Here is a 25830-nt window from a genome sequence, read left to right as displayed (position 1 = left end):
GATCGTCAGTCCAGTGCACCCTGTGAGAAGAAATGCTTGCGGATGCGTTGCACGAGCTCGGTGAAGACAGGATCCGCCATCACGTCGAGCGAACGCGGGCGCGGCAGCGGCACGTCGTAGATCGCCGCGATCGCGCCGGGCCGCTCGGTCATGACCAGCACGCGGTCGGCGAGGAACACGGCTTCCGGAATCGAATGCGTGATCAGCAGCACCGTCTTCCTGGTCTCGCGCTGAATCCGCATCAGCTCGACATTCATGCGCTCGCGCGTCAGCGCGTCGAGCGCGCCGAACGGCTCGTCCATCAGCATGATCTTGGGATCGTGCACCAGCGCACGACAGATCGAGGCGCGCTGCTGCATGCCGCCGGAGAGCTGCCAGGGCAGCTTCCTCTCGAAACCTTCCAGCCCGACCAGCTTCAGCAGCGCCTTGGCGCGGTCGAGATAGTGTTGTCGGGCGAGACGCTTCATGTCGATCGGCAGCATCACGTTGTTGAGGATGTTGCGCCAGGGCAGCAGCAGCGCGTTCTGGAAGACGATGCCGACATTGCCGTGCGGCTTCGTCACATTCTCGCCCTCGACCAGGACCTCGCCTGATGTCGGCGGCAGCAATCCCGAGATCAGCTTGAGCAGCGTGGACTTGCCGCAGCCGCTTGGGCCGACCACGACGAAGAACTCGCCGTCGTTGATGTGGAAATCGAGCGGACGCAGCGACGGCACGTCGCCGTCGCGCGTCCGGTAGGTTTTCGACACGCCGGACAATTTGATGCCCGACGCATCGCCGGCAGCCCGGTCGCTCACCAGTCTCAGATGCGCGGCCTGCTGCGCGGTTTCGCTCACGGCTGCGGCTTGCTTCACGATCCGCTCTTCGGCAGATAATCGTTGGTGTAGAAGGCCTTCGGGTTCTCCTTGGCCTTGGCATCCAGCCCGCCATATTCGACCATCAGATTGACGGAGTCCGTCATGTTCTGGTCGGTGACCTGGAACGGCCGCTTGCTCTTGGTCTCCGCGGTCCGGTAGAGCGGAATGGTCAGCTCAAAGCCCTGCGTCAGCGTATCGATCTTGCCGCCCTTGGGGTTGGCATCGAGGATCGATTGCGCGGCGGCCTTCGGCTCCTTCTCGGCGGCTTCGACCGCCTTGGTCGTCGCCGACATGAAGCGGCGGACGAGATCGGCATTGGCCTTCACATAGTCGGCGTTGGCGATGATGCCGGAGGAGACCATGTTGATGCCGTAGTCGGCGAACTTGATCGGGAACACGTCCTTGCCGGTGGCGTCCTTGATCTTCATCGACTGGTCCATGACGTAGCCGAGCAGCAGATCAGCCTGGCCGTTGATGACGGCGTTGAGCTTGGTCTGGCCGTCGCCGGCGACCGTCTGGAAATCGCTCTCCTTCAGGCCGGTCTTTTTCAGGAACAGCGGCCAGATCTGGGTCATGGAGTCGGCCGGCGTGATCGCCACCGTCTTGCCCTTGATGTCCTCGGGCTTTTTGATGTTCTTGTCGGCAAAACCCATGGCGGACATCGGGCTGGTCTGCAGCAGCACGCCGGTCGCGACGACAGGCGCGCCCTTGATCGCGGCGCGCATCATGGTGGGGACGTCGACATAGCCGAAATCGGCGGTCTTGGCGGCGACAGCCTGCGTGGTCGCAGCCGATCCGCGGCCTTCCTGGATTTCGAGATCGATGCCTTCGGCGGCATAGATGCCCTTGGCCTTGCCGTAATAGAACGGCGCGTGCTCACCATAGACGTACCAGTTGAGCATCAGCACGACCTTGTCGGCTGCCTGCGCGGGCATCGCCGCAAACACCATCAGCGCAGCCGAGACAGCTCCTATCCACCGCTTCATCGTCACTCTCCCTTGTCGTTGTTGCGTCGGCCGTTGGTGGCCGTTCGTTGTTGTAGTTACGAGGCGAAAATCACGTCTTCACGCTGGCTGACATGCCAGGGAATGACCAGCTTCTCGATCCGGTCCACGATCCAAAACAGGATCACGCCGAGCAGCGCCAGGATCACCAGCGCTGCGAACATCGTCGGCAGGTCGAACGTGCCGATCGAGCGCTGCATCACGTAGCCGATGCCGGAATTGGAGCCGACGAACTCGCCGACGACGGCGCCGACCACGGCGAGCGTCACCGACACTTTGAGGCCGGAGAAGATCGCCGGCAGCGCGTGCGGCAGGTTCACCGCGAGGAAAACCCGGAAGCGGCTGCCCTGCATGGCGCGGGCGAGATCGACCATGTCGGGGTCGACGGACTTGAAGCCCTGCACGGCGGAAACGACCACGGGGAAGAAGCCGAGCAGGAACGCCGAAATCACTTTTGGAATGATCCCGAAGCCAAACCACACCACGAACAGCGGCGCGATCGCGATCTTCGGCACGGATTGCGAGAACACCAGCAGCGGATAGACATAGCTCTCCACCGTCTTCGAGCCCGCGATCAGCATGGCGACGGGGATGCCGAACAGCGCCGACAGCAGGAAGCCGCAGACGGTGGCATAGGTGGTCGGCCAGGACTGGCGCAGCAGTTCCGGCCATTCGGTGCGCAGCACCGCGACGACGTCGGCCGGCGCCGGGATCTGATAGGCGGGGATCCTGAACAGGCGGATTGCGAGGTCCCAGGCCACGACGATGAAGACCAGGAACAAAAACGGCCGGACCCAGGCCGCGTTCAGCATCTTGGACACCGCACCTTGCGGCTTCAACTCAGCCACGTCTCACTCCCGGCATTCTTCTTCGTTCGGGGGAGAAATTAACTCGTTGGATAAATACTGTCCAGAGCTTTCCCTGTGACGTTTTGTGCCGGTTCCTGGCCTCCGCTCGTGTCCCGGACGCGCTGCTGCGCCACGTCAGGGCACGAGACCGCCCCACCCTCGGTGTCATTCCCCGCGAAGGCGGGGAATCCAGTACGCCGCGGCTTCTCGGTTCAATCTCAACCGTCTCTGGAATACTGGATTGCCCGCCTTCGCGGGGAATGACGGCGGAGATTGAGGAAACGACGGACGATTAGTCCACCAACGCGCGGATTAGGCCGCTAAACCGTCTGCGCCACCGCGCTGCGCGACTTCGGCGCCTTGGCGATCTCGAACAGCGCGGTCGATCGCCCCGTCAGCGCGGCCAGCACGAGGCCGACCATGTGCGAAAGCCGCTCGTCCTTGGCGTCCTTGGCCAGCAGATCGCGGCCGAAGATCACGCTCAACGTGGCCGAATTGGAGAGATAGAAGAAGCAGAGCCCCGCGATCGAGATATAGAGCTGCACCGGATCGACCGCGACCTGGAAATCGCCGCTGTCGACGCCGCGCAGCACCACGGTGCGGATCATCTCGACGAAGGGCGAGTGCATCGACTTGACCTTGGTCGAGCGCTTGAGGTGCTTTGCGCGCGCGAGATTCTCGGTCTGGAGCAGCGACAGGAATTCCGGGTTGCGCAGGAAGTAGTTCCAGGTGAACTCGATCAGGCGCCGGATCGCTTCGGGTGGATCGAGATGCTCGAGATCCAGCCCCCGCTCTTCGCTGCGGATCTTGTCATAGGCGCCTTCGAGCACCGCGAGATAGAGCTCGTCCTTGTTGCCGACGTGATAGTAGAGCATGCGCTTGTTGGCGCCGGCCTTCGCCGCGATGCGGTCGACACGCGCTCCGGCAAGGCCGTGGGCCGAAAACTCCTGCTTGGCAGCTTCGAGAATGCGCAGCCGCATCCCCTCGGGGTCGCGCTGCCATTTCAGAGTTCGCTTTGCCTTCGCCAAACCGGTTGCTCGCTGGGTGCTGTCATGACGCGTGTAACACGCGGGCGGGCGTTTGAGAACGATCTCGTGCCCCGGACGCAGCTTCGTAGGGTGGGCAAAGGCGCATTTGCGCCGTGCCCACGTCTTCTCATCAATTGGGCAAAGACGTGGGCACGCTCCGCTTTGCCCACCCTACGGGAGTCTTCGTCGCATCCGCACAACGACGCGGGAAGAGTACGGCCCCTTACTCCACCGGCTTCGGCGAGCGTTCCAGCAGCACCGTCTGGATCCCGCAGGTCCCGTTTCGCACCGTCATGATCCGCGTGCCCGGCTTGCGGCCGTTGCGCACCTCGGTGACGTCGAGGCCGGCGGCGATCAGGCGGGCGCGCGTGGCGTCGATGTCGGCGACCCGCCAGCTCAGGCCCCAGAGACGGTCATGCAGGGAATCCCCACCGGCCACGGGGCGGCGCACCAGTTCGACGATGAGGTCGCCGCAGCGGAAGAACATCAGCTGGCCCCAATCCTGGTGCGAGCGGTCCAGTGCGAGCTCAAGGCCGAGCCGCGCGCCATAGAGCGCAGCGGCGCGGTCGGACTCCTCGGTGGTGATCACGACATGGTCGAGCCCATCGATCGGCGCGAGGTCGGTCGCAGCCGACAGCGGCCGCTCCTCGGCGAGCTCGAGGAAGAACATGCGCACGCCGCGCGTCAATTCGGTTGCGGCACGCGTGCGTTTCCAGTGCAGGACTGCGCCGCTCTCGACGTCGTTGCTTTCGACCTCGGCGACCGGATCAGGCCTCAAGGCCACCCGCTCCAGCCGCCGGCGCATCTTGCCCATGTCTGCGACACGAAAGCACAGGCTGGCGAGCACGCCCTCGCGGTCGTCGAGCAGCGCGCGGATCCGGTCCGCCGCGACGTTAAAGCCGCTCGGCGCCATCAGCTCGATCGTCATGTTCGCAAGCGTGAACAGCACGCGGTCGGCGCCCTCGCCGGAATTCTGCCAAGCCGGCGCGCGCCCGAGCAGCGTCTGATACGCCGCCTTGGCCGCACCGATATCCCTCACCAGGGCGACGACGTGATCGAGGCCGGTGATCATCATTCCCCCCTTGATCGACCTGGAACCATATTCCGAAGGACGGCGTTTGTCCGGGCTTGGCATGGACCGGTGATGGTCGTATTCCGGCCCCATGCCGACCTCAAGCGCTCGGGCGGCAGATTTGCGAATAATTTCAGCGTCCCTAGAGCGGAACCGGTGTTAGAGTAAGCCCGCCGGCCGGGACCACCCAGCGCATCACGGACAACCAATGCAGGCTCTCTTTATCGGTCAGACCTATATCGACGTCGTCTTCATCACCGACCACATGCCGACCGGCGACGAAAAGCACGTGGCAACCGATTACGCGGTCTCCTTCGGCGGCAACGCGGTCACGGCGGCGTTCTGCTGCGCCAAGCTCGGCATCGTGCCCGATCTCATCGCCACGGCGGCCAATGACTGGCTGGGGCGGATGTTCCAGGACATGTGCGCGAAATACGCGATCTCGCTGCACGGGCGGAAGGTGAACCAGTCCTCGCTGTCCTTCATCATGCCCAAGGACGGCAAGCGCGCCATCGTCCGCTGCCGCGACGACGAGCACATCCATCCGTTCCCGATGCTCAATCTCGGCGGCTGCCGCGCCCTGCACATCGACGGCCATCAGCCCGATGCCGCGATCCACTATGCAAAGGTCTGCCGCGAGGCCGGAATCCTGACCTCGCTCGACGGCGGCGGCCTGCGCACCAACACGCATGAGCTGCTCGCATTCATCGACGTCGCCATCGTCGCCGAACGCCTGTGCGAGCAGATGGACCTGACGCCCGAGAAGATGCTCGACTACCTCAAAAGCCGCGGCTGCAAGATCGGCGGCGTCACCATGGGTGAGAAGGGCCTGCTCTGGTACAATGAAACGGGTGCGGTCGAGGTCATGCCGGCGATGCCGATCCCGCGCGAGCGCGTGATCGACACCAACGGCGCCGGCGACGTCTTCCACGGCGCCTATGTCTATTCCTACCTCGCCCACCCCGGCAAAAGCTGGCGCGAGCATTTTGATTTTGCCCGCGCCGCCTCGACCTTCAAGATCCAGCGGCTCGGCAACGAGGCCGGGCTACCGACCCTTGTGGACATTGCCAAAGTCAGGCACGAGTTCGAAGTCAGGGTCTAGACTTCGAAGAGGTTGTTATGGGGCGCGTCTTTATCGCCGGCAGCATCAACATGGATGTGGTGGCGACCGCCGATCGTCACCCAAAAGTCGGCGAGACCGTCGCCGGCCGGCAGGTGCTGTATTTTCCCGGCGGCAAGGGCGCGAACCAGGCCGTCGCGGCGTCACGGCTCGGTACGAAGACCACGCTGATCGGCCGGCTGGGCAAGGATTCATTTGGCGCTGAGTTGCGGACGTTCCTCGGTGCGCAGGGCATCGACCTCGGCTCTGTTCGGGACGCCGACACGCATAGCGGCACCGCGATCATCACCGTCGCGGCCTCCGACAACACCATCGTCGTCATCCCCGGCAGCAACGCGCTGGTCGGCGCCGACGATGTCGCGGACGTTCCGCTGGCGACAGGCGATGTGGCCGTCAGCCAGTTCGAGATTCCGCTGCCGACGATTGCCGCCTTCTTCCAACGCGCCCGTAGCGCCGGCGCCACGACGCTGCTCAACCCGGCACCCGCGCAAAAGATGTCCGCCGAACTGCTGGCGCTCGTCGATATCCTCGTGCTGAACGAGACCGAGCTCGGCTTCCTCGCGGGTGTGGAGCTCTCCGACGGCGACGAGGCCGCAAGGATCATCGACGTCGCGCGGCAACTTCAGGCGCGCGCGGACCAGACCATCTGCGTGACGCTCGGCAAGCGGGGCGTGCTCGCGCTCGCCGGCGGCGAGGAATTCGCGGTGCCCGGCCGCGCGGTGAAGGCGGTCGACACGACAGGCGCCGGCGATTGCTTCGTCGGCGCACTCGCGGCGCAGCTGGCGGAGGGCGTGTCCCTGCGTACCGCGCTCGCTTTCGCCAACGCGGCCGCCTCGATCAGCGTGCAGCGGATGGGCGCCGGGCCGTCGATGCCGACGGCCGCGGAAGTCGCCGCGGTCGTCAAGGCCGGCTGATCAGGCGAGCGCGCTCTTCAGGTCGAAGCCTTCATCCGCGGCCTGCTCCGGCGTGATCGAGCGCTCCAGTCCGAACAGGCGGCGGCCGAACATGTGGTCGCCGGCACGGTTGACCGACTCGATGCCGAGCAGTCTGTCGCCCTTGTAGCAGAACGCCGAGAACGCCTTCTTCGCGGGATCGCCGCGCAGCACGACCCGATCGTAGCCGGTGGTCAGCCCCGCCATCTGGAGCTTGTCGTCGCCCTGGTCGCTCCAGAACCAGGGATGGCTGGCGTAGGCCTTGAGGTCGCCGGTCAGCCGCGCCGCGAGGCAGCGGGCGTGATCGGTGGCGTTCTGCACCGATTCCAGCCGCTGCGAGCCACCAAAGCGCGGACTGGCGAACAGCGCGCAGTCGCCGACCGCGGAGATGTCAGGATCGGACGTCGAGAGATATTCGTCGACGATGATGCCGGCGGCGACGGGAAGCCCCGCCTCCGCCGCAAGCTCGATGTTCGGCAGCACGCCGACACCGACCACGACGAGGTCTGCCGGCAGATGTCTTCCGTCGCTCAAGGAAACGCCGGTGACCTTGCCGCCCTCAGCCTCGATCGAGGTTGCCTGCACACCGAGGTGAATGCGGATGCCGGCCTCGCGATGCCGCGCCTGAAAATACTCCGAGACCTCCGCCGTCACCGCGCGCGCCATCACGCGCGGGGCGAGCTCGAGCACGTCCACCTCGAGGCCCTTGATCCGCGCGGTGGCCGCGAATTCGAGGCCGATGAAGCCGGCGCCGATCACCACGACACGCGACTTCGACGGCATGATCTGTCGCAGCGCCTCGCTGTCGTCGAGGATGCGTAAGTATTTCACGTCGGGCAAATTTGCATTCGGCAAATCAAGCAGCCGGTTGCGCGCGCCCGTGGCCAGCACGAGATGGCCGTAAGGCAGCGTCTCGCCGGATGCGAGATGCACCTTGTGGTCGGCGCGATCGATCGACACCGCGCGGCCCGCGATCAGCTCGATCTTCTGATCCTGGTAGAATTTCTCCGGCCGGAACATCAGGCTCTCCGGCCCGGCCGAGCCCTTGATATAGGCCTTGGACAGCGGCGGCCGCTGATAGGGCAGATGCGCCTCGTCGTTGATCAGGCAGACGCGATCGGAAAAGCCCGCCTGACGCAGGGATGCCGCGACCTGATAACCGCCATGGCCGGCACCGACAATGATCACCGGACCGTCAGTCATTGCAACAGCCCATTTCCGGAGACACGAGCGTCACCCATGTCGTCTCCTTTCTCGCTGATATTGGCTTGGCTTGCCCAGGAGGAGCCGGCGCTCGTGTCCGTTCCTAAACGAAGGCGGCCCCATTTGAGCCCATCATTCCGTCCTGCGCAAGAGCGGCATGCGGGGCACTGGCGGCCGGGGATTGTCACCCCCGACCTTCTGCGATTTAGTTGCAGCAACGACCTCATGCCGGGGATATTCCAGATGCCAGCTCCCGTCTCCAAACCCGATGATCCCGCCCTGCTGCGGATCGACGGCCCGATCGCAACCATCACGCTCAACCGCCCCGCCGCGTTCAACTCGGTCAACCTTGCAATCGCGCAGAAGCTCGAACAGCTCGCGGCCTATCTCGAAGGCGCCGACGACATCAGAGTCGTCGTGCTCGAAGGAGAAGGACGCGCCTTCTCGGCCGGCGGCGATCTGCAGACCATCGGCGCTGCGGCCGAAACCGGCACGGTCACGCCGGTCGTCGGCGAGCTGCTGAAGCACTATCACGCCTTCATCGAGATGATCCGGCGCATGCCGAAGATTTCGCTGTCCAGCGTGCACGGCTCGGCGGCCGGCGCCGGCATGGGCCTCGCCTTCGTCACCGATCTCTGCATCGCCGCGGAGGATGCCAAGTTCACGCCGGCCTATGCCAAGATCGGGGTGTCGCCGGACGGCGGCTCAACGGTCGGGATCGTCGGCACGGCCGGCTCCCGCCGCGCGCTCCAGATCTTCCTGTCGGAGGACAATTTTACCGCGCAGCAGGCCTATGAATGGGGCCTGGTTGCGAAGGTCGTCCCCGCCGCGGAGTTGAAGGCGGCCACGCGAAAACTCGCCGAGCGCCTGGCGCAGAACCCGCCGGCAGCGATCGCCGGCACCAAGTCGCTGGTCTACCAGGCCGCGACCACGCCGGTGAAGCAGCAGCTCGACGCCGAGGAGCACAAGATCATCATGGCGATGAACACGGAGGATTTCCGCGTGGCCGTGAAGAAGTTCACGAGCAAGGGCAAGTGAGCGCGCCGGCACCGACGCGCTCGTTCTGCGGCCTGCGCCACGGCGCGACCGACTGGAATAGGCAGGGGCTGTTTCAGGGACGAACCAACAACCCGCTGAACGCGGACGGCCTTGCGCAGGCGCACGAGGCCGCGGACATGTTGCGCGGTATCGGCATCAGCCGAATCGTCGCGAGCCCGCTGGTGCGCGCGGCACGGACGGCCGAGATCATCGCAGACGCCATCTCGGTGCCGCTCTCGATCGACGACGGCATCATCGAGTTCGATTTCGGAAGCTTTGAGGGCCTCCCTGTCCGCGACCTCATGATCAAGCACGGTGTCAACTCCGCGACGGGCCTCGTCTCGATCCTGCCCGCCGACGGCGAAAACTGGGACGCCATGACCGATCGGTCGCTGGCTTGCGTCGCCGCATGGCTCGACCGTCATCCTGACGATGACTTCCTGTTCGTCTGCCACGACGCGGTGATGCAGGGAATGGCGAAATCGCTGTGCGGCAGCTATTTCAAGAACAGCCACGGCACGCCGTTTCGCTACCTGCGCGAAGGCGAGCAATGGCGCGTCGAGCAGCTCGTCACTTAGGACAGATGTAGCCCGTCCCTGCCGGCGACTTGAAGCAGCCGACCGATTCCGGCAGCACTTTCTGTGGCAGCCACAGCACCACGCTCGGGAAGTAGATCGCGAACGCGATCGTGGCCAGGAACACCACATAGATCGGCAGGGCGGCGCGTAAGGCCTTGGCAAAACTGATGCCGACGAATTTCGAGGCCATCAGCAGCACCAGGCCGTATGGCGGCGTGATCAGGCCAAAGGCGAGCGTGGCGATCAGCACCACGCCCATGTGCACGGCGTTGATGTCGCCGGCCTCGGTCAGCGCGTTGACCAGCGGCATGAAGATGATGATGGTCGGCACCGGCTCGATGAAGTCGCCGACCACGGTGAAGAGCAGCACCATCAGCAGCATGATCAGATGCGGATCGTTGCCGGCGATCGAGGTGATCATGTCGGCGATGTAGCTCGCACCGCGTAAGTAAGCGAGCATCCAGCCGAAGGCATTGGCGGCGCCGATCGTGATCAGCGGCAGCGAGAAGATCAGGCCTGCAAGGCAGAAATCGTATGGGATCTTTTTGATATGCCCGCGGTTCAGCGCGGGGATCACGACGACGACAATCCACACCACCGCAACGACGCCGGCTTCCGTCGGCGTGAACCAGCCGGTGAGGATGCCGCCGAGCAAAATGACAGGGATCATCAGCGGAAGGGCAGCGTCACCCGCGGCGAACACCACCTGCCGCAGCGGCGCGCGCGGCTTGCGCAGGCCGGAAGGGCCGAAGAAGTAGCAATAGATCATCAACCCGAAGCCGATCATCAGCCCGGGCACCACGCCCGCCATGAACAGGCCGGCGATCGAGACGTTGCCGACCGCGCCATAGACCACCGCCGTGATGCTCGGCGGCACCAGCGCAGCGATGGTCGAGGCGGACGCGATGATCGCCGCAATGAAGGCGGGCTCGTAGCCCTCGCGCTTCATCGGGCCGCCCAGCGCACGGCTCATCACGGCAACGTCGGCGGTGGTCGAGCCCGACATTTCCGAGAAGAACATGCTGAAGACAACGACGACCTGCGACAGCCCGCCCCTGATGTGTCCGACCAGCGATACCGACAAATTGGCTATTCGTACCACCACGTTGGCCGAGCTCATGAGCTCGCCGACCAGCAGAAAGAACGGGATCGCCAGCAACGCCTCGGAGTCCACGCCGTCAAATATCTTCTGGATGATCGCGGCCAGCGAGACATCGGAGAGGAGCGCACCAATGAACACGCCGGCCATCAGCGAGAACGGCACGGGCACGCCGAGATAGCCGAACGACAGGAAGCAGATCGACATCAACGCCAGGACAACGGGTGCGCTCACGGCTGCGCCCTCATCTGCACGTCCGTGATGACGGGCGCTCCGTCCTCTTCGGGCGGCTCGCGATGGTCAAAGCCGTTGCGCAAGCCGTTGACGAGCTGCTCGATGGTGAACAGGCCGATCAGCACGCCGGACAGGGGGATGATCGCATAGAGCGAGGCGATCGGGGTGCCCGACGGCAGGCGGAAACTGCCGAAACCGCGGAGATAGTTCTGATAGCCGTACCAGATCAGGCAGAATGCGACACCGAGCACGACGAGTCGAATGATCACTTCGACGATCAGCCGCGCCGTGCCGTGCATCGCTTCGGAGATCGCCGTGAGATAGAGGTGATCGTTGCGCCGGGTCGCGACCGCGGTGCCGACGAAGATCGCATAGATGAACAGCGTCGATGTGACTTCCTGAAGCCACAGCCAGGGGTGGCCGACGGTGCGTGTGACGATGTCGGCGGTGACCGACAGCGAGAAGCCTAAGCAGAGCACGCCGCAGAGGATCATCAGCGCGAGCTCGAGCCAGTCGAGCCAGCGCCATTTCAGGTGGCGTTGCCGTTGCACCAGAAGTTTGTCGGCGATGGCCATTTACGTCCCCTGTCGTCCCGGAGCTATCGCGTGTGACAGCTGGGAAGCTGCCGATCGTGCTCGGCCTGCATGGTTCGAGACGCCCGCTTTGGCGGGCTCCTCACCATGAGGGTCTAAAATCTCGCCGCAAACGAGACCTCATCCTGAGGGCCCGCCGTAGGCGGGCGTCTCGAAGGATGGCCGCGGGCGACCTAGTTGACCGACCGGATCAAGTTCTTGATCTTCTCGGCATGCGGGCCGAGCTCCTTGGCGAGCTTATCGAGATAGGGATCGGCGATCACCGTAAAACTCTTCTTGTCGACGTTGTCGACGACCTTCACGCCCATCTTCTTCAGCTTGTCGGCCGCGGTGCGCTCGAGGTCGAACGCTTTCGCGGGCTCTTTCGTGCTGACCTCGTTGGCCGCGGTCTGCACCCACTGCTTCTGCTCGGCCGACAGGCTCTGCCAGAGCTTGTCGGAGACGAACACCAGCGCGTTGTTGGCCTCGTGCTCGGTGATATTGAGGACCGGGGCGACCTCGTAGTGTTTGTTGACGAGGTAGACGTTGATGCTGTTCTCGGCGACGTCGACGACGCCGGTTTGCAAGCTCGTGTAGACGCTGCCGAACGGCATGTGCACGGTCTGGGCGCCGTAGGCCGGGAACATGGTGTCCTCGGTCGCGGTCGCCTGGACGCGGATCTTCAGCCCCTTGATGTCGCCGACATTGTGGATCTCCTTCTTGGAGTACATGTGGCGCACACCCTGCGAACCGGTCGCAATCACGTGCAGGCCCTGCGTGGTCTCGTCGATCAGGGTCTTGAGCGCTTCGAACACGCGGGGATCGGCCAGCCCCTTGATCACGTGGTTCTCGTCGCGGAACAGATAGTGCAGCGACATCACGCCGGCCTGCGGCGAGATCGTCGCGGTGTTGGCCGAGGAGATGATCGCGAATTCGATGTCGCCGGCCTTCACGAGCTGGAGCACCTGCGGCTCCTGCCCGAGCTGCGCACCCGGATACTGGTCGATGATCATGGTGCCCTTGCTCAATTCCTTGAGCTTGTCGGCAAAGAGGTCGCCCGCGATGGAATAGCCGGTGTTGCGCGGCTGATCATAGGCAAAGCGGTAATGCTTCACCTCCTGTGCCCCGGCCCCGGTGACGAAGAGTACGGCGGCCATGGCCACCAACCCATGTAAGAATCTTGGCATGGATCGTGCAATCATCGTTTCCCCCTGTTTTATCGCCCGCCGCTTGTACGGTCTGAGCGCTCGTTCGGGTGGCTCGTCACCCCTTCTCAGTCTGCTTCCCAGTCCTCTGCATGAAATCGAAGTCGCAGCCCTCGTCGGCCTGCATGATGGTCTCGTTGAACAGCCAGGCGTAGCCGCGCCGCGCCTCGTCGGGTGCTGCGGCCGGCTTCAATGCGGCGTGCCGGCGCTCCAGCTCGGCGGCATCGACCAGCAGCTCGATGCTGCGCTTGGCAACATCCAGCCGGATCATGTCGCCGTTCTTCACCAGCGCGAGCGGTCCGCCGACGGCTGACTCCGGCGTGATGTGAAGCACGATGGTGCCGAACGCGGTGCCGCTCATGCGCGCATCCGAAATGCGCACCATATCCTTGGTGCCGCCGCGCGCGAGCTTCTTCGGGATCGGCAGATAACCCGCCTCCGGCATGCCGGGCGCGCCCTTGGGGCCGGCGTTGCGCAGCACCAGCACGTCGTCGGAGTTCACGTCGAGATCGGGCTGGTCGACCCGCAAGGTCATGTCCTCGACGGATTCGAACACCACCGCGCGCCCGGTGTGCTGCAACAGCTTGGGGCTCGCGGCCGACTGCTTGATGACGGCACCGCGCGGGGCGAGATTGCCGTGCAGGACGGCAAGGCCGCCTTCCTTCTTGATCGGATTGTCGCGCGGACGGATCGCATCCTGGCCCGGCACGTCCTCCGCATTCGCGACGACATCGCGCAGCGTCTGGCCGCTGATGGTCTTCGCGTCGAGATCGACGAGATCGCCGAGCTGCGCCAGCAATTTCGGCACGCCACCGGCGTGGTGGAAATGCTCCATGTAATGTTCGCCCGACGGCTTGAGATCGACCAGCACCGGCACCTCGCGGCCGATCTGGTCGAACACTTCGAGATCGAGGCGGTGAGGCGAGCGGTGCGCCATTGCCGTCAAATGGATCAGGCCGTTGGTCGAGCCGCCGATCGCCTGGAGCACGACCTGCGCATTCCTGAACGACGCCGGCGTCAGCAATTCGCTCGGCTTCGGCCCCTTGGTCTTGGCCATTTCGGCCGCAACCCTGCCGCTCGCTTCGGCCAGGCGAAAGCGCTCGGCATGCGGCGCGGGAATGGTCGCGCTCATCGGCAGCGACAGGCCCATGGCTTCGATCATGCAGGCCATGGTCGAGGCCGTGCCCATCACCATGCAGGTGCCGACCGACGGCGCGAGGCGGCCATTGACCGCCTCGATCTCGGCATCGTCGATTTCACCGGCGCGATACTTGCCCCAGAGACGGCGGCAGTCGGTGCAGGCACCTAACACCTCACCCTTATGGTGGCCGACGACCATGGGACCGACGGGAATGACCACGGTCGGCAGGTCGGCGCTGATCGCGGCCATGACCTGCGCCGGAAGCGTCTTGTCGCAGCCGCCAATCACGATCACCGAATCCATCGGCTGAGCCCGGATCATCTCCTCGGTGTCCATCGCCATCAGATTGCGCAGATACATCGAGGTCGGATGCGCAAAGCTCTCGGCGATCGAGATGGTCGGGAACACGAACGGCATCGCGCCCGACAGCATCACGCCGCGCTTGGCCGCCTCGATGATCTGCGGAACGTTGCCGTGGCAGGGATTGTAGTCGCTGTAGGTGTTGGTGATGCCGACGATCGGGCGCTCCAGCGCGTCGTCGGAATAACCCATGGCCTTGATGAACGCCTTGCGCAGGAACAGCGAGAAGCCGGCATCGCCATAGCTCGTCAGCCCTTTACGCAAGCCACTCGTCATCATGCCACTCCATTCACGTTGCCATTGTCGTACAGCCTACCCCCTGATTGTCAATAAGATTGGTCTATATCGCCGCACCTTCTCGCCCCGAGCGCCGCTTGCGGCACAAATTATTGACAATCCGTCCCTTCCCTGCTCCACAAGGCGGACCGGCCGAAGCCGGAGGCTGAGGGCATGTCCGACATTCGCACCGCTGAGGCACTGCCGGTCCGGCGCGACGATCCGGACGATGTCGTCGCGCGGCTGGAAGAGGACATCATCTTCGGCCGCCTGCCGCCGGGCGCGCGCCTCACCGAGGACGCGCTGATGTCGCGCTACGGCACCTCCCGGCACTTCGTGCGGCAGGCCTTGGTGGATGCGGAGCGTCGCGGCATCGTCCGGCGCGAGAAGAACGTCGGCGCCACCGTGCGGTTCTACTCGGCCGAGGAAGTCCGGCAGATCTACGAGGTCCGCGAGATGCTGACGCGGCAGGCCGCGCTGATGATCCCCCTGCCCGCACCGCAAGCCCTGATCGACGAGCTGACCGCGCTGCAGCGGCAATATTGCGCGAAAGCCGATGTGCAGGATCTGCGCGGCATCCACGAGGCCAACGACGCCTTTCACCTCGCGCTGTTCTCGGCCTGCGGCAATCCCTATCTCGTCCGCTCGCTCCAGGACTACATGAGCCTGACGCTGCCGATGCGCGCGAAAAACCTCGCCGACCGCGATGGCCTCGCGCAATCGCGGCGCCAGCATGAGTTGATGATCGAGCTGTTGAAGGGCCGCGACAGCTGGGCGCTGGCGCAGCTGTGTGTCGATCACATGCAGTTCAGCAAGTCGGATTATCTGGCAAGGATTGCGGGAGAAGAGGCGCGACGGTAGGGCTTCGCTTCGACGTCTCAGGAACTCGCGACCGGCCGGCGCGCGACGAGGACTGTGCCGATGCATTGCAGCACGATTTCACGCTTTTGATTGCGGAGATGAATCTGGTTGCGGACGACACCCCTGTCGGAATGCGACTTGGTTTCGCGCTTCTCTAGGATCGTCACCTCAAGACCAAGCTCGTCTCCCGGGCGCACCGGCGCGGGCAACCTGAGTTCATCAAAACCGAGCCCGGCCAGGACACGAAGCGAAAAGGGCTGTGTCTTGCTCAACAACGAAATGAGGATCGCGAAGGTGTGAGCACTTGATGCCGTCAGCCCCGCAAAGACCGAGCGCGCGGCAGCTTCCTCATCGACATGAAAGGGCTGCGGGTCGAACTTCCTGGCAAATTCGATGATTTCGTCCTTCGATACCTGATACGGGCCCGCCGTCCGCAATCTGCCGACCTCAGCCTCGTCGAAATACAGGATGGCCATCAACGCCTCCCACGTGCTGGCTGGATGTGATGCAACCCTACCCGTCCCGCCGCTCAAGGTCTGCAGATGGCGCGGTTCGGCGCTACCGCATACGCACGTTCAGTACCGCCTCAGCAAACCGCGATCCACGCTGGCATCGCCGTAGTCAGCACAGGCCCTTTTCGGGTCCCTGATCAAGTCCGCCCGGACGCGCCTGAACGTTTTGCCGGCCGCCTCACGCACCTCGGGGCGGAACTTGCCGGGATCGTAGCTCTCGCCGCCGCGAGCCTTGATGGCGGCGGCATAGGCGTCGATCATGGCCATCGCCGCCTCAGGGCTGCCGAGAAGCCGGGCGCCGAGTTGAACGCCGCCGGCACCATCGACCTCGTAACCGTCGCATCGCTGCTCCAGCACCACGGATGCGGTGACGAGCTGGTCGAGAAACGTCGCCTCGGCGTCGCTGAGGGCTGCGGCTCGCGCCGGTCCTGATACGATCATCGCGAGCATCGCGACGGCAGGCAGTTTGAATTTCTTGCGCAACCGGATCATGCGGGCCGATCAGGCGCGACGACCCATGACAAGCCCGTACACGAAGAGGAGAATGATGGCTCCGACGATGCTCCCGATGAAGCCGGCGCCCTCCCCGAAATGATACCATCCCACGGCTTGACCGAGCCAGGTCGCAACGAACGCGCCGACAATTCCCAGAACCGTCGTCAAGATGAACCCCTTGGGCTCGGACTTGTCGCCGGGCATGATGAACTTCGCAACCACTCCAACAATAAATCCGATGATAATCGTCCAAAGTATGCCCATGCCATCGCTCCATTTGGTCAGTTTGCACATCTACGTCTGAAGGCGTGATCGCTTGATGGGCCAGACGATCTCGGGAACGACGTTGATCTAGATCAATAGGCAGCAGCGGCCGAACCGAAGGCTGGCGCCTGCTCTTTCTTGTGTGGACGGTGCTCAACGAGCCGCGCAATGCGAAGCGGATCAATGCATGGCGATCATTGGCGAGATCACGCACACCACGACCTACCGCTATGCAAAGCCGGTGACCTTCGGCACGCACCGGGCGATGTTCCTGCCGCGGCGCGGCGCCTCGACCCGGCTGCTTCGCTGGTCCGCTTCGACCAGCCTGCCGTCAAAGGTGCGTTGGGTCACCGACTCCCGCTCCAATGCCGTCACGGTGATGGACTTCAGCGAACCCGGCAGCGAGCTGACCTTCACGTTCAGGGTTCGTGGCGTCTATTTCGGCATCAAGGGTCTGGAGACATTTCCGCTGGAGCCCCGGGCCGAGGAGGTCCCCGTGCAGTACACCCCGGACGAATGGACCGACCTTGCCGGTTACCTGCGCCCGCATACCGACGATGCAGACGGCAGTCATGCGACGTGGACCAAGAGCTTCGTTGCCGGCGATCAGGATCGGACCGCCGACGTGCTGCGCCGAATGCTCGGCAAGTTTCGCAGCGACTTCAGCTATCGCGGCAGAGATGCCGAAGGCACACAGACACCCGGCGAAACGCTGCGCACGAAATCGGGCACCTGCCGGGACTTCGCCTGGCTGATGATCGAGACGTTGCGCCGGCTCGGCTTCGCCGCTCGCTTCGTCAGCGGTTATCTCTATGACGCGGCGCTCGATGGCGGCGCCGTGGGCATGACCGGCTCGGGCGCGACCCACGCATGGGTGCAGGTATTCCTGCCCGGCGCCGGCTGGCTGGATTACGATCCGACCAACAGTTTGAGCGCCGGCTTCGACCTCATTCCGGTGGCGATCGCGCGGCATCCGGGCCAGGCCGTGCCGCTGACTGGCTCGTGGTTCGGCGATCCCGGCGATTACCAGGGCATGTCGATCAATGTCGCCGTCAACAAGATCGGCGAAATGCTCGATCCTTCGGAAGCATAGGCTACCGAGATGCGCGGCGGTCGCTGACCATGGCATTTTATCGCAACAGTACGAAGGGACATGGGCCGCTCGACGCCGTCGCCGTCCCATTTGAGGCCCTGAAGGGCAGCGGCCGCCTGATCACCGTCGTCATCATGATCTTTGGCGTGACCCTTTTCCTGAATCTCGCCAAGGCACTGCTCGCGCACCGTATTGAACATTCCCGATGAAGGCATGGACTAGGCTGCGTGCCGGCGCGCGTGCCGCGTAGAGGCCCCCTCACCTCATCACTATAGAGAGGGGGCATGGCATTTCAGCGCTTATTCCAATCAATGATCCGGCTCGCGTCGCCGTCGAACTCGTTGCTGCAGAACGCGCCGCCCTGATAGTGGTCGCCGACCGGATCCGGCTTCAGCTTGGCCTGCTCGGCCATGGCGTGCTCGCGGAAATCCTCGGCGCGCCCTGTCGGGCGATAGCCGAATTCGTAGGCGCGGTGGTTGTCCCACCAGGCGCGCTCGTTGAGGGAGGCGCCGTAGAAGACCTCGAAATGAATGTCGGGATGTTCGAGCCCGATGCGGCAGAGCTGCACGAGGTCGTCGGGCTTCAGCCAGATCGAGAGCCGGCGCTGGTCGAGCGGCATGTCGCCGAAATTGCCGATGCGCAGGCAGGTCACCTTCAGGCTATGCTTGTCGGCGTAGAGCGCACCGACGGCCTCGCCGAACACCTTGCTGACGCCATAACGGCCGTCGGGGCGCGGGGTGACGTCGGTCCCGATCTTGTGGTGGCGGGGATAGAAGCCGACGGCGTGGTTGGACGAGGCGAACACCACGCGCTTGACACCCTTGCGGTAGGCGGCCTCGAACAGATTGTAGCCGCCGATGATGTTGGCCTGGAGGATCTGGTCCCAGGTGCCTTCGACCGAATAGCCGCCGAAATGGATGATGCCGTCGACGCCCTCGCAGATCGCCTCGCACTGCGCGAGATCGGCGAGATCCGCCGCCTTGAATTGTTCGTTCGCACCGAGATCGGCGGGCGGCTTGATGTCGGAGAGCAGGAGATCCGGATAGATCGGCGGCAGCAGCTTTCGCAGGCTCGTGCCGATTCCGCCCGAAGCTCCCGTCATCAAAATACGCGGCATGTCTTCCCTCGCCCGTGGTGACCGATTTGCGGCCGTAGATAACTGATGCTAGCAGACTTGGACAGAGGGAACGCAACAAAGAGACCTGCACATGAACGATGCATCGTCCCACACTCAAGGCTGGCGGCCGGCGACCTATTACCCCGATCCGGCGATAAAAGCACTGAACCCCCGCTTCGAAAAATACTGGCTGAAGCTGTCGGCGGTGGAGCGGCTGGCGACCGGCCTGCGCTGGGCCGAGGGGCCCGTGTGGTTCGGCGACGGCCGCTATCTCTTGTGCAGCGACATTCCGAACCAGCGCATCATCAAATGGGAGGAGGAGACCGGAACCGTCTCGGTTTTCCGAAAGCCCTCGAATTTCGCCAATGGCAACACCAGGGATCGTCAGGGCCGGCTCGTCACCTGCGAGCATGGCGGGCGGCGCGTGGTGCGCACCGAATATGACGGCAGCATCAGCGTGCTGATGGATTCCTTTAATGGCAAGCGGCTGAACTCGCCGAACGACGTCGTGGTGAAGTCCGACGGCTCGATCTGGTTCACCGATCCGACCTTCGGCCTGCTCGGCAATTACGAAGGCTACAAGGCGGAGCCCGAGATCGAGCCGAACGTCTATCGGCTCGATCCCGCGACCGGCAAGGCGACCATCGTTGCCGAGGGCGTGCTCGGTCCGAACGGGCTGTGCTTCTCGCCCGACGAGAAGATCCTGTATGTCGTGGAATCGCGCGGCGTGCCGAACCGAAAGATCCTCGCCTATGACGTCTCGCTTGACGGCACCACGATCTCCAACAAGCGCGTCCACATCGATGCCGGCCCGGGCACACCGGACGGCATGCGCTGCGACATCGACGGCAATCTCTGGTGCGGCTGGGGCATGGGCGATCCCGAGCTCGACGGCGTCGTGGTGTTCGCGCCCGACGGCGTCATGATCGGCCGCATCGCGCTGCCCGAGCGCTGCGCCAATCTCTGCTTCGGCGGCGTCAAGCGCAACCGCCTGTTCATGGCGGCGAGCCAGTCGATCTACGCGCTGTATGTGAACACGCAGGGTGCGGTCGGCGGCTAGCGCTGCACTCGTAGGGTGGGCAAAGCGAAGCGTGCCCACCACTCCTCGTTCGTCGCGCAATGGTGGGCACGTCGCTTCGCTCCTTCGCCCACCCTACGAAGGAGCCGTGTAGCCCGGATGGAGCGAAGCGCAATCCGGGGACCGGTCCCGCATTACGCTTCGCTCCATGCGGGCTACAAAAAAACGCCGGAGCGGTCTCCCGCTCCGGCGCGTTGTTCGTTCAGGCGAAAAACTTACGCCGCGTTGAAGCCGGCGACCGCCTTCACTTCGAGGAAGTCCTCGAGGCCGTACTTGCCCCACTCGCGGCCGTTGCCCGACTGCTTGTAGCCGCCGAACGGCGCGGTGCGGTCGTTGGGCACGCCCTGGAGGTTGACGTTGCCGGCGCGGATCTGCCGGCCGACGCGCTTGGCGTCCTCGACCGAAGCACCCGTAACGTAACCAGCAAGGCCATACGGCGTGTCGTTGGCGATCTGCACGGCCTCAGACTCGTCCTTGGCGCCGATGATGGTCAGCACCGGTCCGAAGATTTCTTCACGGGCGATCGTCATGTCGGGGGTGACGTCGGCGAAGATGGTCGGACGGACGTAGAAGCCCTTGTTGACGCCCTCGGGCAGGCCCGGGCCGCCGGCGACGAGCGTTGCGCCCTCGTCGATGCCCTTCTTGATCAACCCCTGGATCTTGTCCCACTGGCCGCGGTTGACCACGGGGCCGATCGTGGTGCCGTCGGCGCGCGGATCGCCCGCCTTGGTCTTGTCGGCGACAGCCTTCGCGATCGCGGCGACGTCCTTCATCTTCGACAGCGGCACGATCATGCGCGAGGGCGCGTTGCAGGACTGGCCGGAATTGTTGAACATGTGCATCACGCCGCCGGTCACCGCCTTCTGCAGGTCGGCACCTTCGAGGATCACGTTCGGCGACTTGCCGCCGAGCTCCTGGCTGACGCGCTTCACGGTCGGCGCGGCGCGCTTGGCCACGTCGATGCCGGCGCGGGTCGAGCCGGTGAACGAGATCATGTCGATGTCGGGGTGCTCGCTCATGGCGGCCCCGACCTCGGGGCCGAGGCCGTTGACGAGGTTGAACACGCCCTTCGGCACGCCGGCTTCGTGGAGGATTTCCGCGAAGATCAAAGCCGAGGTCGGGGTGAACTCCGACGGCTTCAGGATCATGGTGCAGCCGGCGGCGAGCGCGGGCGCGACCTTGCAGGCGATCTGGTTCAGCGGCCAGTTCCAGGGCGTGATCATGCCGACCACGCCGATCGGCTCACGCAGCACCATGGCGGTGCCGACCGGTTCCTCGAAATGGTAGTTCTTGAGCACGTCGAGCGTGGTCATGAGGTGGCCGAGGCCGGCGCCGGCCTGGAGCTTCTCCGCCATCGGCAGCGGCGCGCCCATCTCGTCGGAGACGGCGGCGCCGATCTCCTTGAGGCGGCCCTTGTAGATCTCGATGACTTTCGTGAGCAGCGCGACGCGCTCCTCGCGGCTGGTCTGGGAGAAGGTTGCAAAGGCGCGCTTGGCAGCAGTGACGGCCTTGTCGACGTCAGCCTTGGAGCCCAGCGCAACCTCGTACATCGCCTCTTCCGTCGCGGGATTGACCACGGCGGTGGACTTCTTGACGGCGGGATCGACCCAGGCGCCGTCGATGTAGAATTGCATGCGATTGACCATCGTTAACCTCTTCTTGGGGGCTTGGAGGGGGCGTTTCGGCAGGCATCCTTGCACGAAAGCGCCGGCAATTGAACCCGCCATATGCGGGGCCAGCGTTGCGGCGGACGGAGGATATATGAGCCGATGGCGGGAACGAGGCAAGGTGGCCCCGCCGTCATTCCGGGGCGCGCATTATCCCGTGGAATGACGGCCGGGTTACTTCAGCTACACCGCCATCTTCCGGTGCAGCACCGGCGCGCCGGTGGTGAGGCTTTCCGCCGCATCGATGATCGCATTCGCATCAATGCCGTAATGGCGGTAGAGGTCCGCGATGGTGCCGGTCTGGCCGAACTGCTCGACGCCGAGCGCCTCGACGCGATGACCGCGGACGCTGCCGAGCCAGCCGAGCGCGGAGGGATGGCCGTCGATCACGGTCACGATGCCGCAGTCGCGCGGCAGCGGTGCGAGCAGCTTTTCGATGTGGCTGAGATGCTGCACACCCCGCCGATCACGCCGCAATTTCCGCGCCGCGGTCCAACCTGCATGCAGACGATCCGCCGAGGTGATCGCGAGCAGGCCGATGTCGCGGCGGCTCTCGCCGATGAAGCCGGTCGCCTCGATCGCTTCGGGCGCGACCGCGCCGGTATAGGCGATCACGAGTTCGGCATTGGGCCCCGGCTTGCGCAGCCAATAGGCGCCGTCGGTGATGCCCTGCGCAAGCTCCGGCGTCATGATCCGCTGCGCCTGCTCGATGCTGCGCGTCGAGAGCCGCAAATAGACCGAGCCGCCCTCGCCCGGATCGCGCTGCATGTGATTGAAGCCCCAAGCCATGATCACGGCGAGCTCGTCGACGAAGGCCGGCTCGAACGAGGCGAGCCCGTCCTGCGCCATGCCGATCAACGGCGTCGCGATCGACTGGTGCGCGCCGCCTTCAGGCGCGAGCGTGATGCCTGACGGCGTCGCCGCCACCATGAAGCGCGCATCCTGGTAGCAGGCATAGTTCAGCGCATCGAGGCCGCGCTCGATGAAGGGATCGTAGAGCGTGCCGACCGGCAACAGCCGCTCGCCATTGATCTGGTGCGACAGGCCGAGCGCTGAGAGCATGATGAACAGGTTCATCTCGGCGATGCCGAGCTCGAGATGCTGGCCCTTGGGAGAGAAGTCCCAATTGAACGTGGAGGGAATTTTCTCGCTGCGGAATAAGTCCGCCCTCTCGCCGCGCGCGAACAGGCCGCGCCGGTTCACCCACGGACCGAGATTGGTCGAGACCGTGACGTCGGGCGAGGTCGTGACGATGCGTCTGGCCAGCTCGCTGTCGTCGCGCGCGATCTCGTTCAGCACGAGGCCAAAGCCCTGCTGGGTCGACATCTGCGGCGACGGCTTGAACGCGAGCTGCTGGGGCACCTCGATAACAGGCGCGGTCAGCCGGCGGCCGTCCTGGTTGAACGGCACGCGCGCGAGGAAGGCGTCGAGCTCGGCGGCGTCCTGCGCGAGGCCCTCGTACTTGTCCCATTCGTGGCCCGGACGGATGTTCTGGCTCTCGCGATATTTCTCCATCTGCGTGACCGTCATCAGGCCGGCGTGGTTGTCCTTGTGGCCCTGGAAGGGCAGGCCGACGCCCTTGATGGTGTAGGCGATGAAGCAGACCGGGCGATCGTGATCGATCGACTCGAACGCCTCCAGCATGCTCGCCATGTCGTGGCCGCCGAGGTTCGACATCAGCGCCAGCAGTTCCTCGTCGCTGCGCTTGTCGATCAGCTTGGTGATCGGGCCCTGGTCGCCGATCTCGTCGTGCAGATGCTTGCGGAAGGCGGCACCGCCCTGGAAGCATAGCGCCGCGTAGAGCGCGTTCGGGCAATTGTCGATCCAAGCTTTAAGCGCCTCGCCGCCGGGCTCGGCAAAGGCTTCACGCATCAGGCGGCCGTATTTCACGATCACCACGTCCCAGCCGAAATTGCGGAACATGGTCTCGAACTTTTCCCAGAGCCCTTCGCGCACGACGGCGTCGAGCGACTGGCGGTTGTAGTCGACCACCCACCAGGTGTTGCGCAGGCCGTGCTTCCAGCCTTCGGCGAGCGCTTCGAAAATGTTGCCCTCATCCATCTCGGCATCGCCGACCAGGGCAATCATCCGCCCTTCGCGGCGGTCCTTCATCCAGCCATGCGCCTTGACATAGTCCTGCACCAGCGAGGCAAACAACGTCTGCGCGACGCCGAGGCCGACGGAACCGGTGGAGAAATCGACGTCGTCGACATCCTTGGTGCGCGAGGGATAGGACTGCGCGCCCTTGAACCCGCGAAAGTTCTCCAGCTTCTCGCGCGTCTGCCGGCCGAACAGGTACTGGATGGCGTGGAACACCGGGCTCGCATGCGGCTTCACCGCGACGCGATCCTCAGGGCGCAGCACGCTGAAATACAGCGCCGACATGATCGTCGCGAGCGAGGCGGACGAGGCCTGGTGTCCCCCGACCTTGAGCCCGTCCGCATTGGCGCGGATGTGGTTGGCGTGGTGGATGGTCCATGACGACAGCCACAGCGCCTTGCGGGCCAATGCAGTCAATGTGTCCAGACGGGCGGTATCAACGGGCATGACAATGGCTCCCGGAAACAGGTTCCACGATGATACGCCTGCGGGCGGCGCCAAACTTCTCAATTTTTCGCGCCATACCTCCAAAATATTGGGATACTTTACCAATGAAACACCACATCAGACAGGTTTCATTCCAATGCCCGACCTCGACGCCATCGACCGGAAAATCCTCGCTTTGCTCCAGAACGACAGCCGGCTGACCATGCAGGAACTGGCCGACAAGGTCGGGCTCTCGGTGTCGCCCTGCCATCGCCGGGTCAAGCTGCTGGAGGAGCGCGGGGTCATCAGCCGCTACATTGCGACCGTCGACCAGAAGGCGCTGGGGCTGCACGTCAGCGTCTTCATCTCGATCAAGCTGGCGCGGCAGAAGGAAGAGGATCTCAACCGATTTGCGCGCGCGATCTCGAAATGGGACGAGGTGCTGGAGTGCTACCTGATGACCGGCAACCGCGACTATCTCCTGCGCGTCGTCGCGGCCGACCTCGCCTCCTACGAGACCTTCCTGAAGACCAAGCTGACCCGGCTCGACGGCATTGCCTCGATCGAATCGAGCTTCGCGCTCAGCCAGGTCAAATATTCGATCGCCCTGCCGGTCTGACGGCCCCGCCGGGCAATTTCGGAACCGGTGTCACATGGACGCAATAAACCCCGCCGATGGTCACGGGCGACAGGCACCCTGCCGAAAGAAGGACCCATGACCGCATCCGATCGCACCCCTGAAATGGCCAAACGCGAGCGCATCATCCGGGAAATGACCGACGATCTCGACGAAGAGCTGGAGATGGAGCTCGATGACAGCAGGCTCGACGAGCTGCTGGACGAGACGGACGCGCTCCGCCCGACGGTGGACCGCAGGCTGTATTTCCGGGAATTGCTCCGCCTCCAGGGCGAGCTGGTCAAGCTCCAGGACTGGGTGCAGAGCGAGAAGAAGAAGGTCGTCGTGCTGTTCGAGGGCCGCGACTCCGCCGGCAAGGGCGGCGTCATCAAGCGCATCACCCAGCGCCTCAATCCCCGCATCTGCCGTGTCGCGGCGCTCCCCGCCCCGAGCGAGCGCGAGCGCACGCAATGGTATTTCCAACGCTACGTGGCGCATTTGCCGGCCGGCGGCGAAATGGTGCTGTTCGACCGCAGCTGGTACAACCGTGCCGGCGTCGAGCGCGTGATGGGCTTCTGCACCGACGAGCAATACCAGGAGTTTTTCAAGACGGTGCCGGAGTTCGAGCGGATGCTGATCCGTTCCGGCATCAATCTCGTCAAATACTGGTTCTCCATCACCGACGACGAGCAGCAGTTCCGCTTCAGCATGCGTATCAGGGATCCGCTGAAGCAGTGGAAGCTGAGCCCGATGGACGTCGAGGCGCGCAGCCGCTGGGAGGCGTACACCAAGGCCAAGGAGACGATGCTGGAGCACACGCATCTGCCGGACTCGCCGTGGTGGATCGTCGACGCCGTCGACAAGAAGCGCGCCCGCCTCAATTGCATCGCGCATCTCCTCAGCCAGATGCCGTACCAGGAGGTCGCGCGCGTGCCCGTAGTGCTGCCGCCGCGCGTGCGCAACCCCGACTATCACCGCGGCCCGATTCCGCCGGAGATGTACGTGCCTTCGAAATACTGACGGCACCCGCCGCG

The 25830-nt window shown here is 64.3% G+C and carries 26 protein-coding genes; 10 read left to right on the top strand and 16 right to left on the bottom strand.

All coding sequences use genetic code 11. The features are described 5' to 3' along the window. Nucleotides 1–5: 5 nt before the first annotated feature. The 5 genes from AC5ZFO_RS20125 to AC5ZFO_RS20105 form a co-directional block, all read right to left on the bottom strand. Nucleotides 6–854: an ABC transporter ATP-binding protein gene (locus AC5ZFO_RS20125; protein WP_282522818.1), complete on the bottom strand. Its 849-nt coding sequence runs from the start codon at nucleotides 852–854 to the stop codon at nucleotides 6–8. Continuing rightward, nucleotides 851–1843 carry an ABC transporter substrate-binding protein gene (locus AC5ZFO_RS20120; protein WP_282522817.1) on the bottom strand — a complete coding sequence of 331 codons (993 nt, stop codon included), beginning with the start codon at nucleotides 1841–1843 and terminating at the stop codon, nucleotides 851–853. The genes AC5ZFO_RS20125 and AC5ZFO_RS20120 overlap by 4 nt, the downstream gene beginning before the upstream one ends. A 56-nt stretch (nucleotides 1844–1899) precedes the next feature. Next, nucleotides 1900–2709 (bottom strand): ABC transporter permease, encoded by an 810-nt coding sequence (locus tag AC5ZFO_RS20115; protein ID WP_354119758.1) that lies wholly within the window; start codon nucleotides 2707–2709, stop codon nucleotides 1900–1902. Between the two features lie 320 nt (nucleotides 2710–3029). After that, on the bottom strand, nucleotides 3030–3737 hold the full coding sequence (locus AC5ZFO_RS20110) for a TetR/AcrR family transcriptional regulator (protein WP_014496982.1): 708 nt from the start codon (nucleotides 3735–3737) through the stop codon (nucleotides 3030–3032). A gap of 223 nt (nucleotides 3738–3960) precedes the next feature. Next, nucleotides 3961–4809 carry a VOC family protein gene (locus AC5ZFO_RS20105; protein WP_282522843.1) on the bottom strand — a complete coding sequence of 283 codons (849 nt, stop codon included), beginning with the start codon at nucleotides 4807–4809 and terminating at the stop codon, nucleotides 3961–3963. 208 nt (nucleotides 4810–5017) lie between these two features. Between AC5ZFO_RS20105 and AC5ZFO_RS20100 the strand changes: the two genes are divergently transcribed. Together AC5ZFO_RS20100 and AC5ZFO_RS20095 are read left to right on the top strand one after the other, a co-directional pair. After that, nucleotides 5018–5911, top strand: coding sequence for a sugar kinase (locus AC5ZFO_RS20100; protein ID WP_014496984.1), 894 nt, complete (start codon nucleotides 5018–5020; stop codon nucleotides 5909–5911). Nucleotides 5912–5928: 17 nt separating this feature from the next. Beyond that, nucleotides 5929–6843 carry a ribokinase gene (locus AC5ZFO_RS20095; RefSeq protein WP_282522815.1) on the top strand — a complete coding sequence of 305 codons (915 nt, stop codon included), beginning with the start codon at nucleotides 5929–5931 and terminating at the stop codon, nucleotides 6841–6843. Here AC5ZFO_RS20095 and AC5ZFO_RS20090 read toward each other — a convergent pair whose 3' ends face one another. Continuing rightward, on the bottom strand, nucleotides 6844–8064 hold the full coding sequence (locus AC5ZFO_RS20090; RefSeq protein WP_496122418.1) for an NAD(P)/FAD-dependent oxidoreductase: 1221 nt from the start codon (nucleotides 8062–8064) through the stop codon (nucleotides 6844–6846). It lies immediately after the preceding gene. 243 nt (nucleotides 8065–8307) lie between these two features. Here AC5ZFO_RS20090 and AC5ZFO_RS20085 point away from each other — a divergent pair, with 243 nt between their 5' ends. Then, entirely contained in the window at nucleotides 8308–9102 is a 795-nt protein-coding gene (locus tag AC5ZFO_RS20085; protein ID WP_282522813.1) for an enoyl-CoA hydratase/isomerase family protein, read from the top strand. Beyond that, nucleotides 9099–9680 (top strand): histidine phosphatase family protein, encoded by a 582-nt coding sequence (locus AC5ZFO_RS20080; RefSeq protein ID WP_282522812.1) that lies wholly within the window; start codon nucleotides 9099–9101, stop codon nucleotides 9678–9680. The genes AC5ZFO_RS20085 and AC5ZFO_RS20080 overlap by 4 nt, the downstream gene beginning before the upstream one ends. On the opposite strand, the gene AC5ZFO_RS20075 is transcribed toward AC5ZFO_RS20080, so the two are convergent. From AC5ZFO_RS20075 to AC5ZFO_RS20060, 4 genes are all read right to left on the bottom strand, one after another. Continuing rightward, the gene (locus AC5ZFO_RS20075; protein ID WP_166099373.1) at nucleotides 9673–11013 is read right to left on the bottom strand and encodes a TRAP transporter large permease; all 1341 of its coding nucleotides are present in this window, start codon (nucleotides 11011–11013) and stop codon (nucleotides 9673–9675) included. The two genes, AC5ZFO_RS20080 and AC5ZFO_RS20075, sit on opposite strands and share 8 nt — an antisense overlap. Next, entirely contained in the window at nucleotides 11010–11588 is a 579-nt protein-coding gene (locus AC5ZFO_RS20070; RefSeq protein WP_282522811.1) for a TRAP transporter small permease, read from the bottom strand. Before AC5ZFO_RS20070 ends, AC5ZFO_RS20075 begins: the two co-directional genes overlap by 4 nt. Nucleotides 11589–11779: 191 nt before the next feature. Then, complete coding sequence (locus AC5ZFO_RS20065) at nucleotides 11780–12787, bottom strand: TRAP transporter substrate-binding protein (protein ID WP_282522810.1); 1008 nt, start codon at nucleotides 12785–12787, stop codon at nucleotides 11780–11782. Between the two features lie 61 nt (nucleotides 12788–12848). Continuing rightward, entirely contained in the window at nucleotides 12849–14567 is a 1719-nt protein-coding gene (locus AC5ZFO_RS20060) for an IlvD/Edd family dehydratase (protein ID WP_282522809.1), read from the bottom strand. A gap of 174 nt (nucleotides 14568–14741) precedes the next feature. On the opposite strand from AC5ZFO_RS20060, the gene AC5ZFO_RS20055 reads away from it, so the two are divergent. Further along, on the top strand, nucleotides 14742–15428 hold the full coding sequence (locus AC5ZFO_RS20055) for a GntR family transcriptional regulator (protein WP_282522808.1): 687 nt from the start codon (nucleotides 14742–14744) through the stop codon (nucleotides 15426–15428). Nucleotides 15429–15445: 17 nt separating this feature from the next. Here the strand turns inward: AC5ZFO_RS20055 and AC5ZFO_RS20050 are convergent, their stop codons facing one another. The 3 genes from AC5ZFO_RS20050 to AC5ZFO_RS20040 form a co-directional block, all read right to left on the bottom strand. Continuing rightward, a complete protein-coding gene (locus tag AC5ZFO_RS20050; RefSeq protein ID WP_282522807.1) occupies nucleotides 15446–15904 on the bottom strand; it encodes a MaoC/PaaZ C-terminal domain-containing protein in 459 nt (152 codons plus the stop codon). Between the two features lie 99 nt (nucleotides 15905–16003). Continuing rightward, complete coding sequence (locus AC5ZFO_RS20045) at nucleotides 16004–16432, bottom strand: hypothetical protein (protein WP_282522806.1); 429 nt, start codon at nucleotides 16430–16432, stop codon at nucleotides 16004–16006. Between the two features lie 9 nt (nucleotides 16433–16441). Continuing rightward, nucleotides 16442–16699, bottom strand: coding sequence for a GlsB/YeaQ/YmgE family stress response membrane protein (locus AC5ZFO_RS20040; RefSeq protein WP_282522842.1), 258 nt, complete (start codon nucleotides 16697–16699; stop codon nucleotides 16442–16444). A 187-nt stretch (nucleotides 16700–16886) separates the two neighbouring features. Between AC5ZFO_RS20040 and AC5ZFO_RS20035 the strand changes: the two genes are divergently transcribed. Both AC5ZFO_RS20035 and AC5ZFO_RS20030 read left to right on the top strand, forming a co-directional pair. After that, a complete protein-coding gene (locus AC5ZFO_RS20035; RefSeq protein WP_496122417.1) occupies nucleotides 16887–17792 on the top strand; it encodes a transglutaminase family protein in 906 nt (301 codons plus the stop codon). Between the two features lie 29 nt (nucleotides 17793–17821). After that, nucleotides 17822–18001, top strand: coding sequence for a hypothetical protein (locus AC5ZFO_RS20030; RefSeq protein ID WP_282522844.1), 180 nt, complete (start codon nucleotides 17822–17824; stop codon nucleotides 17999–18001). Nucleotides 18002–18084: 83 nt separating this feature from the next. Here the strand turns inward: AC5ZFO_RS20030 and AC5ZFO_RS20025 are convergent, their stop codons facing one another. Further along, complete coding sequence (locus AC5ZFO_RS20025; RefSeq protein ID WP_282522804.1) at nucleotides 18085–18909, bottom strand: NAD-dependent epimerase/dehydratase family protein; 825 nt, start codon at nucleotides 18907–18909, stop codon at nucleotides 18085–18087. Nucleotides 18910–19000: 91 nt separating this feature from the next. On the opposite strand from AC5ZFO_RS20025, the gene AC5ZFO_RS20020 reads away from it, so the two are divergent. After that, nucleotides 19001–19969, top strand: coding sequence for an SMP-30/gluconolactonase/LRE family protein (locus tag AC5ZFO_RS20020; RefSeq protein ID WP_496122416.1), 969 nt, complete (start codon nucleotides 19001–19003; stop codon nucleotides 19967–19969). 233 nt (nucleotides 19970–20202) lie between these two features. Here AC5ZFO_RS20020 and AC5ZFO_RS20015 read toward each other — a convergent pair whose 3' ends face one another. Then, the gene (locus AC5ZFO_RS20015) at nucleotides 20203–21633 is read right to left on the bottom strand and encodes an aldehyde dehydrogenase family protein (protein ID WP_282522802.1); all 1431 of its coding nucleotides are present in this window, start codon (nucleotides 21631–21633) and stop codon (nucleotides 20203–20205) included. 204 nt (nucleotides 21634–21837) lie between these two features. After that, a complete protein-coding gene (locus tag AC5ZFO_RS20010) occupies nucleotides 21838–24201 on the bottom strand; it encodes a thiamine pyrophosphate-binding protein (RefSeq protein WP_282522801.1) in 2364 nt (787 codons plus the stop codon). A 136-nt stretch (nucleotides 24202–24337) separates the two neighbouring features. Between AC5ZFO_RS20010 and AC5ZFO_RS20005 the strand changes: the two genes are divergently transcribed. Both AC5ZFO_RS20005 and ppk2 read left to right on the top strand, forming a co-directional pair. Further along, nucleotides 24338–24799, top strand: coding sequence for an Lrp/AsnC family transcriptional regulator (locus AC5ZFO_RS20005; protein ID WP_014497003.1), 462 nt, complete (start codon nucleotides 24338–24340; stop codon nucleotides 24797–24799). A gap of 96 nt (nucleotides 24800–24895) precedes the next feature. Beyond that, the gene (ppk2, locus tag AC5ZFO_RS20000; protein ID WP_282522800.1) at nucleotides 24896–25816 is read left to right on the top strand and encodes a polyphosphate kinase 2; all 921 of its coding nucleotides are present in this window, start codon (nucleotides 24896–24898) and stop codon (nucleotides 25814–25816) included. The last annotated feature ends 14 nt before the right edge of the window (nucleotides 25817–25830 follow it).

Source organism: Bradyrhizobium sp. Unk1, assembly GCF_059512345.1.
The sequence above is the reverse complement of the archived record's forward strand: the minus strand, read 5'-3'. Positions and strand labels throughout refer to the sequence as shown.

What these genes read in the sequence shown, in the direction of transcription:
- AC5ZFO_RS20120 (WP_282522817.1), bottom strand. Translation starts at nt 1,843, where the DNA reads ATGAAGCGGTGGATAGGAGCTGTCTCGGCTGCGCTGATGGTGTTTGCG.
- AC5ZFO_RS20105 (WP_282522843.1), bottom strand. Translation starts at nt 4,809, where the DNA reads ATGATCACCGGCCTCGATCACGTCGTCGCCCTGGTGAGGGATATCGGT.
- AC5ZFO_RS20100 (WP_014496984.1), top strand. Translation starts at nt 5,018, where the DNA reads ATGCAGGCTCTCTTTATCGGTCAGACCTATATCGACGTCGTCTTCATC.
- AC5ZFO_RS20095 (WP_282522815.1), top strand. Translation starts at nt 5,929, where the DNA reads ATGGGGCGCGTCTTTATCGCCGGCAGCATCAACATGGATGTGGTGGCG.
- AC5ZFO_RS20090 (WP_496122418.1), bottom strand. Translation starts at nt 8,064, where the DNA reads ATGACTGACGGTCCGGTGATCATTGTCGGTGCCGGCCATGGCGGTTAT.
- AC5ZFO_RS20085 (WP_282522813.1), top strand. Translation starts at nt 8,308, where the DNA reads ATGCCAGCTCCCGTCTCCAAACCCGATGATCCCGCCCTGCTGCGGATC.
- AC5ZFO_RS20070 (WP_282522811.1), bottom strand. Translation starts at nt 11,588, where the DNA reads ATGGCCATCGCCGACAAACTTCTGGTGCAACGGCAACGCCACCTGAAA.
- AC5ZFO_RS20065 (WP_282522810.1), bottom strand. Translation starts at nt 12,787, where the DNA reads ATGATTGCACGATCCATGCCAAGATTCTTACATGGGTTGGTGGCCATG.
- AC5ZFO_RS20060 (WP_282522809.1), bottom strand. Translation starts at nt 14,567, where the DNA reads ATGACGAGTGGCTTGCGTAAAGGGCTGACGAGCTATGGCGATGCCGGC.
- AC5ZFO_RS20055 (WP_282522808.1), top strand. Translation starts at nt 14,742, where the DNA reads ATGTCCGACATTCGCACCGCTGAGGCACTGCCGGTCCGGCGCGACGAT.
- AC5ZFO_RS20050 (WP_282522807.1), bottom strand. Translation starts at nt 15,904, where the DNA reads ATGGCCATCCTGTATTTCGACGAGGCTGAGGTCGGCAGATTGCGGACG.
- AC5ZFO_RS20045 (WP_282522806.1), bottom strand. Translation starts at nt 16,432, where the DNA reads ATGATCCGGTTGCGCAAGAAATTCAAACTGCCTGCCGTCGCGATGCTC.
- AC5ZFO_RS20040 (WP_282522842.1), bottom strand. Translation starts at nt 16,699, where the DNA reads ATGGGCATACTTTGGACGATTATCATCGGATTTATTGTTGGAGTGGTT.
- AC5ZFO_RS20035 (WP_496122417.1), top strand. Translation starts at nt 16,887, where the DNA reads ATGGCGATCATTGGCGAGATCACGCACACCACGACCTACCGCTATGCA.
- AC5ZFO_RS20030 (WP_282522844.1), top strand. Translation starts at nt 17,822, where the DNA reads ATGGCATTTTATCGCAACAGTACGAAGGGACATGGGCCGCTCGACGCC.
- AC5ZFO_RS20025 (WP_282522804.1), bottom strand. Translation starts at nt 18,909, where the DNA reads ATGCCGCGTATTTTGATGACGGGAGCTTCGGGCGGAATCGGCACGAGC.
- AC5ZFO_RS20020 (WP_496122416.1), top strand. Translation starts at nt 19,001, where the DNA reads ATGAACGATGCATCGTCCCACACTCAAGGCTGGCGGCCGGCGACCTAT.
- AC5ZFO_RS20015 (WP_282522802.1), bottom strand. Translation starts at nt 21,633, where the DNA reads ATGGTCAATCGCATGCAATTCTACATCGACGGCGCCTGGGTCGATCCC.
- AC5ZFO_RS20010 (WP_282522801.1), bottom strand. Translation starts at nt 24,201, where the DNA reads ATGCCCGTTGATACCGCCCGTCTGGACACATTGACTGCATTGGCCCGC.
- AC5ZFO_RS20005 (WP_014497003.1), top strand. Translation starts at nt 24,338, where the DNA reads ATGCCCGACCTCGACGCCATCGACCGGAAAATCCTCGCTTTGCTCCAG.
- ppk2 (WP_282522800.1), top strand. Translation starts at nt 24,896, where the DNA reads ATGACCGCATCCGATCGCACCCCTGAAATGGCCAAACGCGAGCGCATC.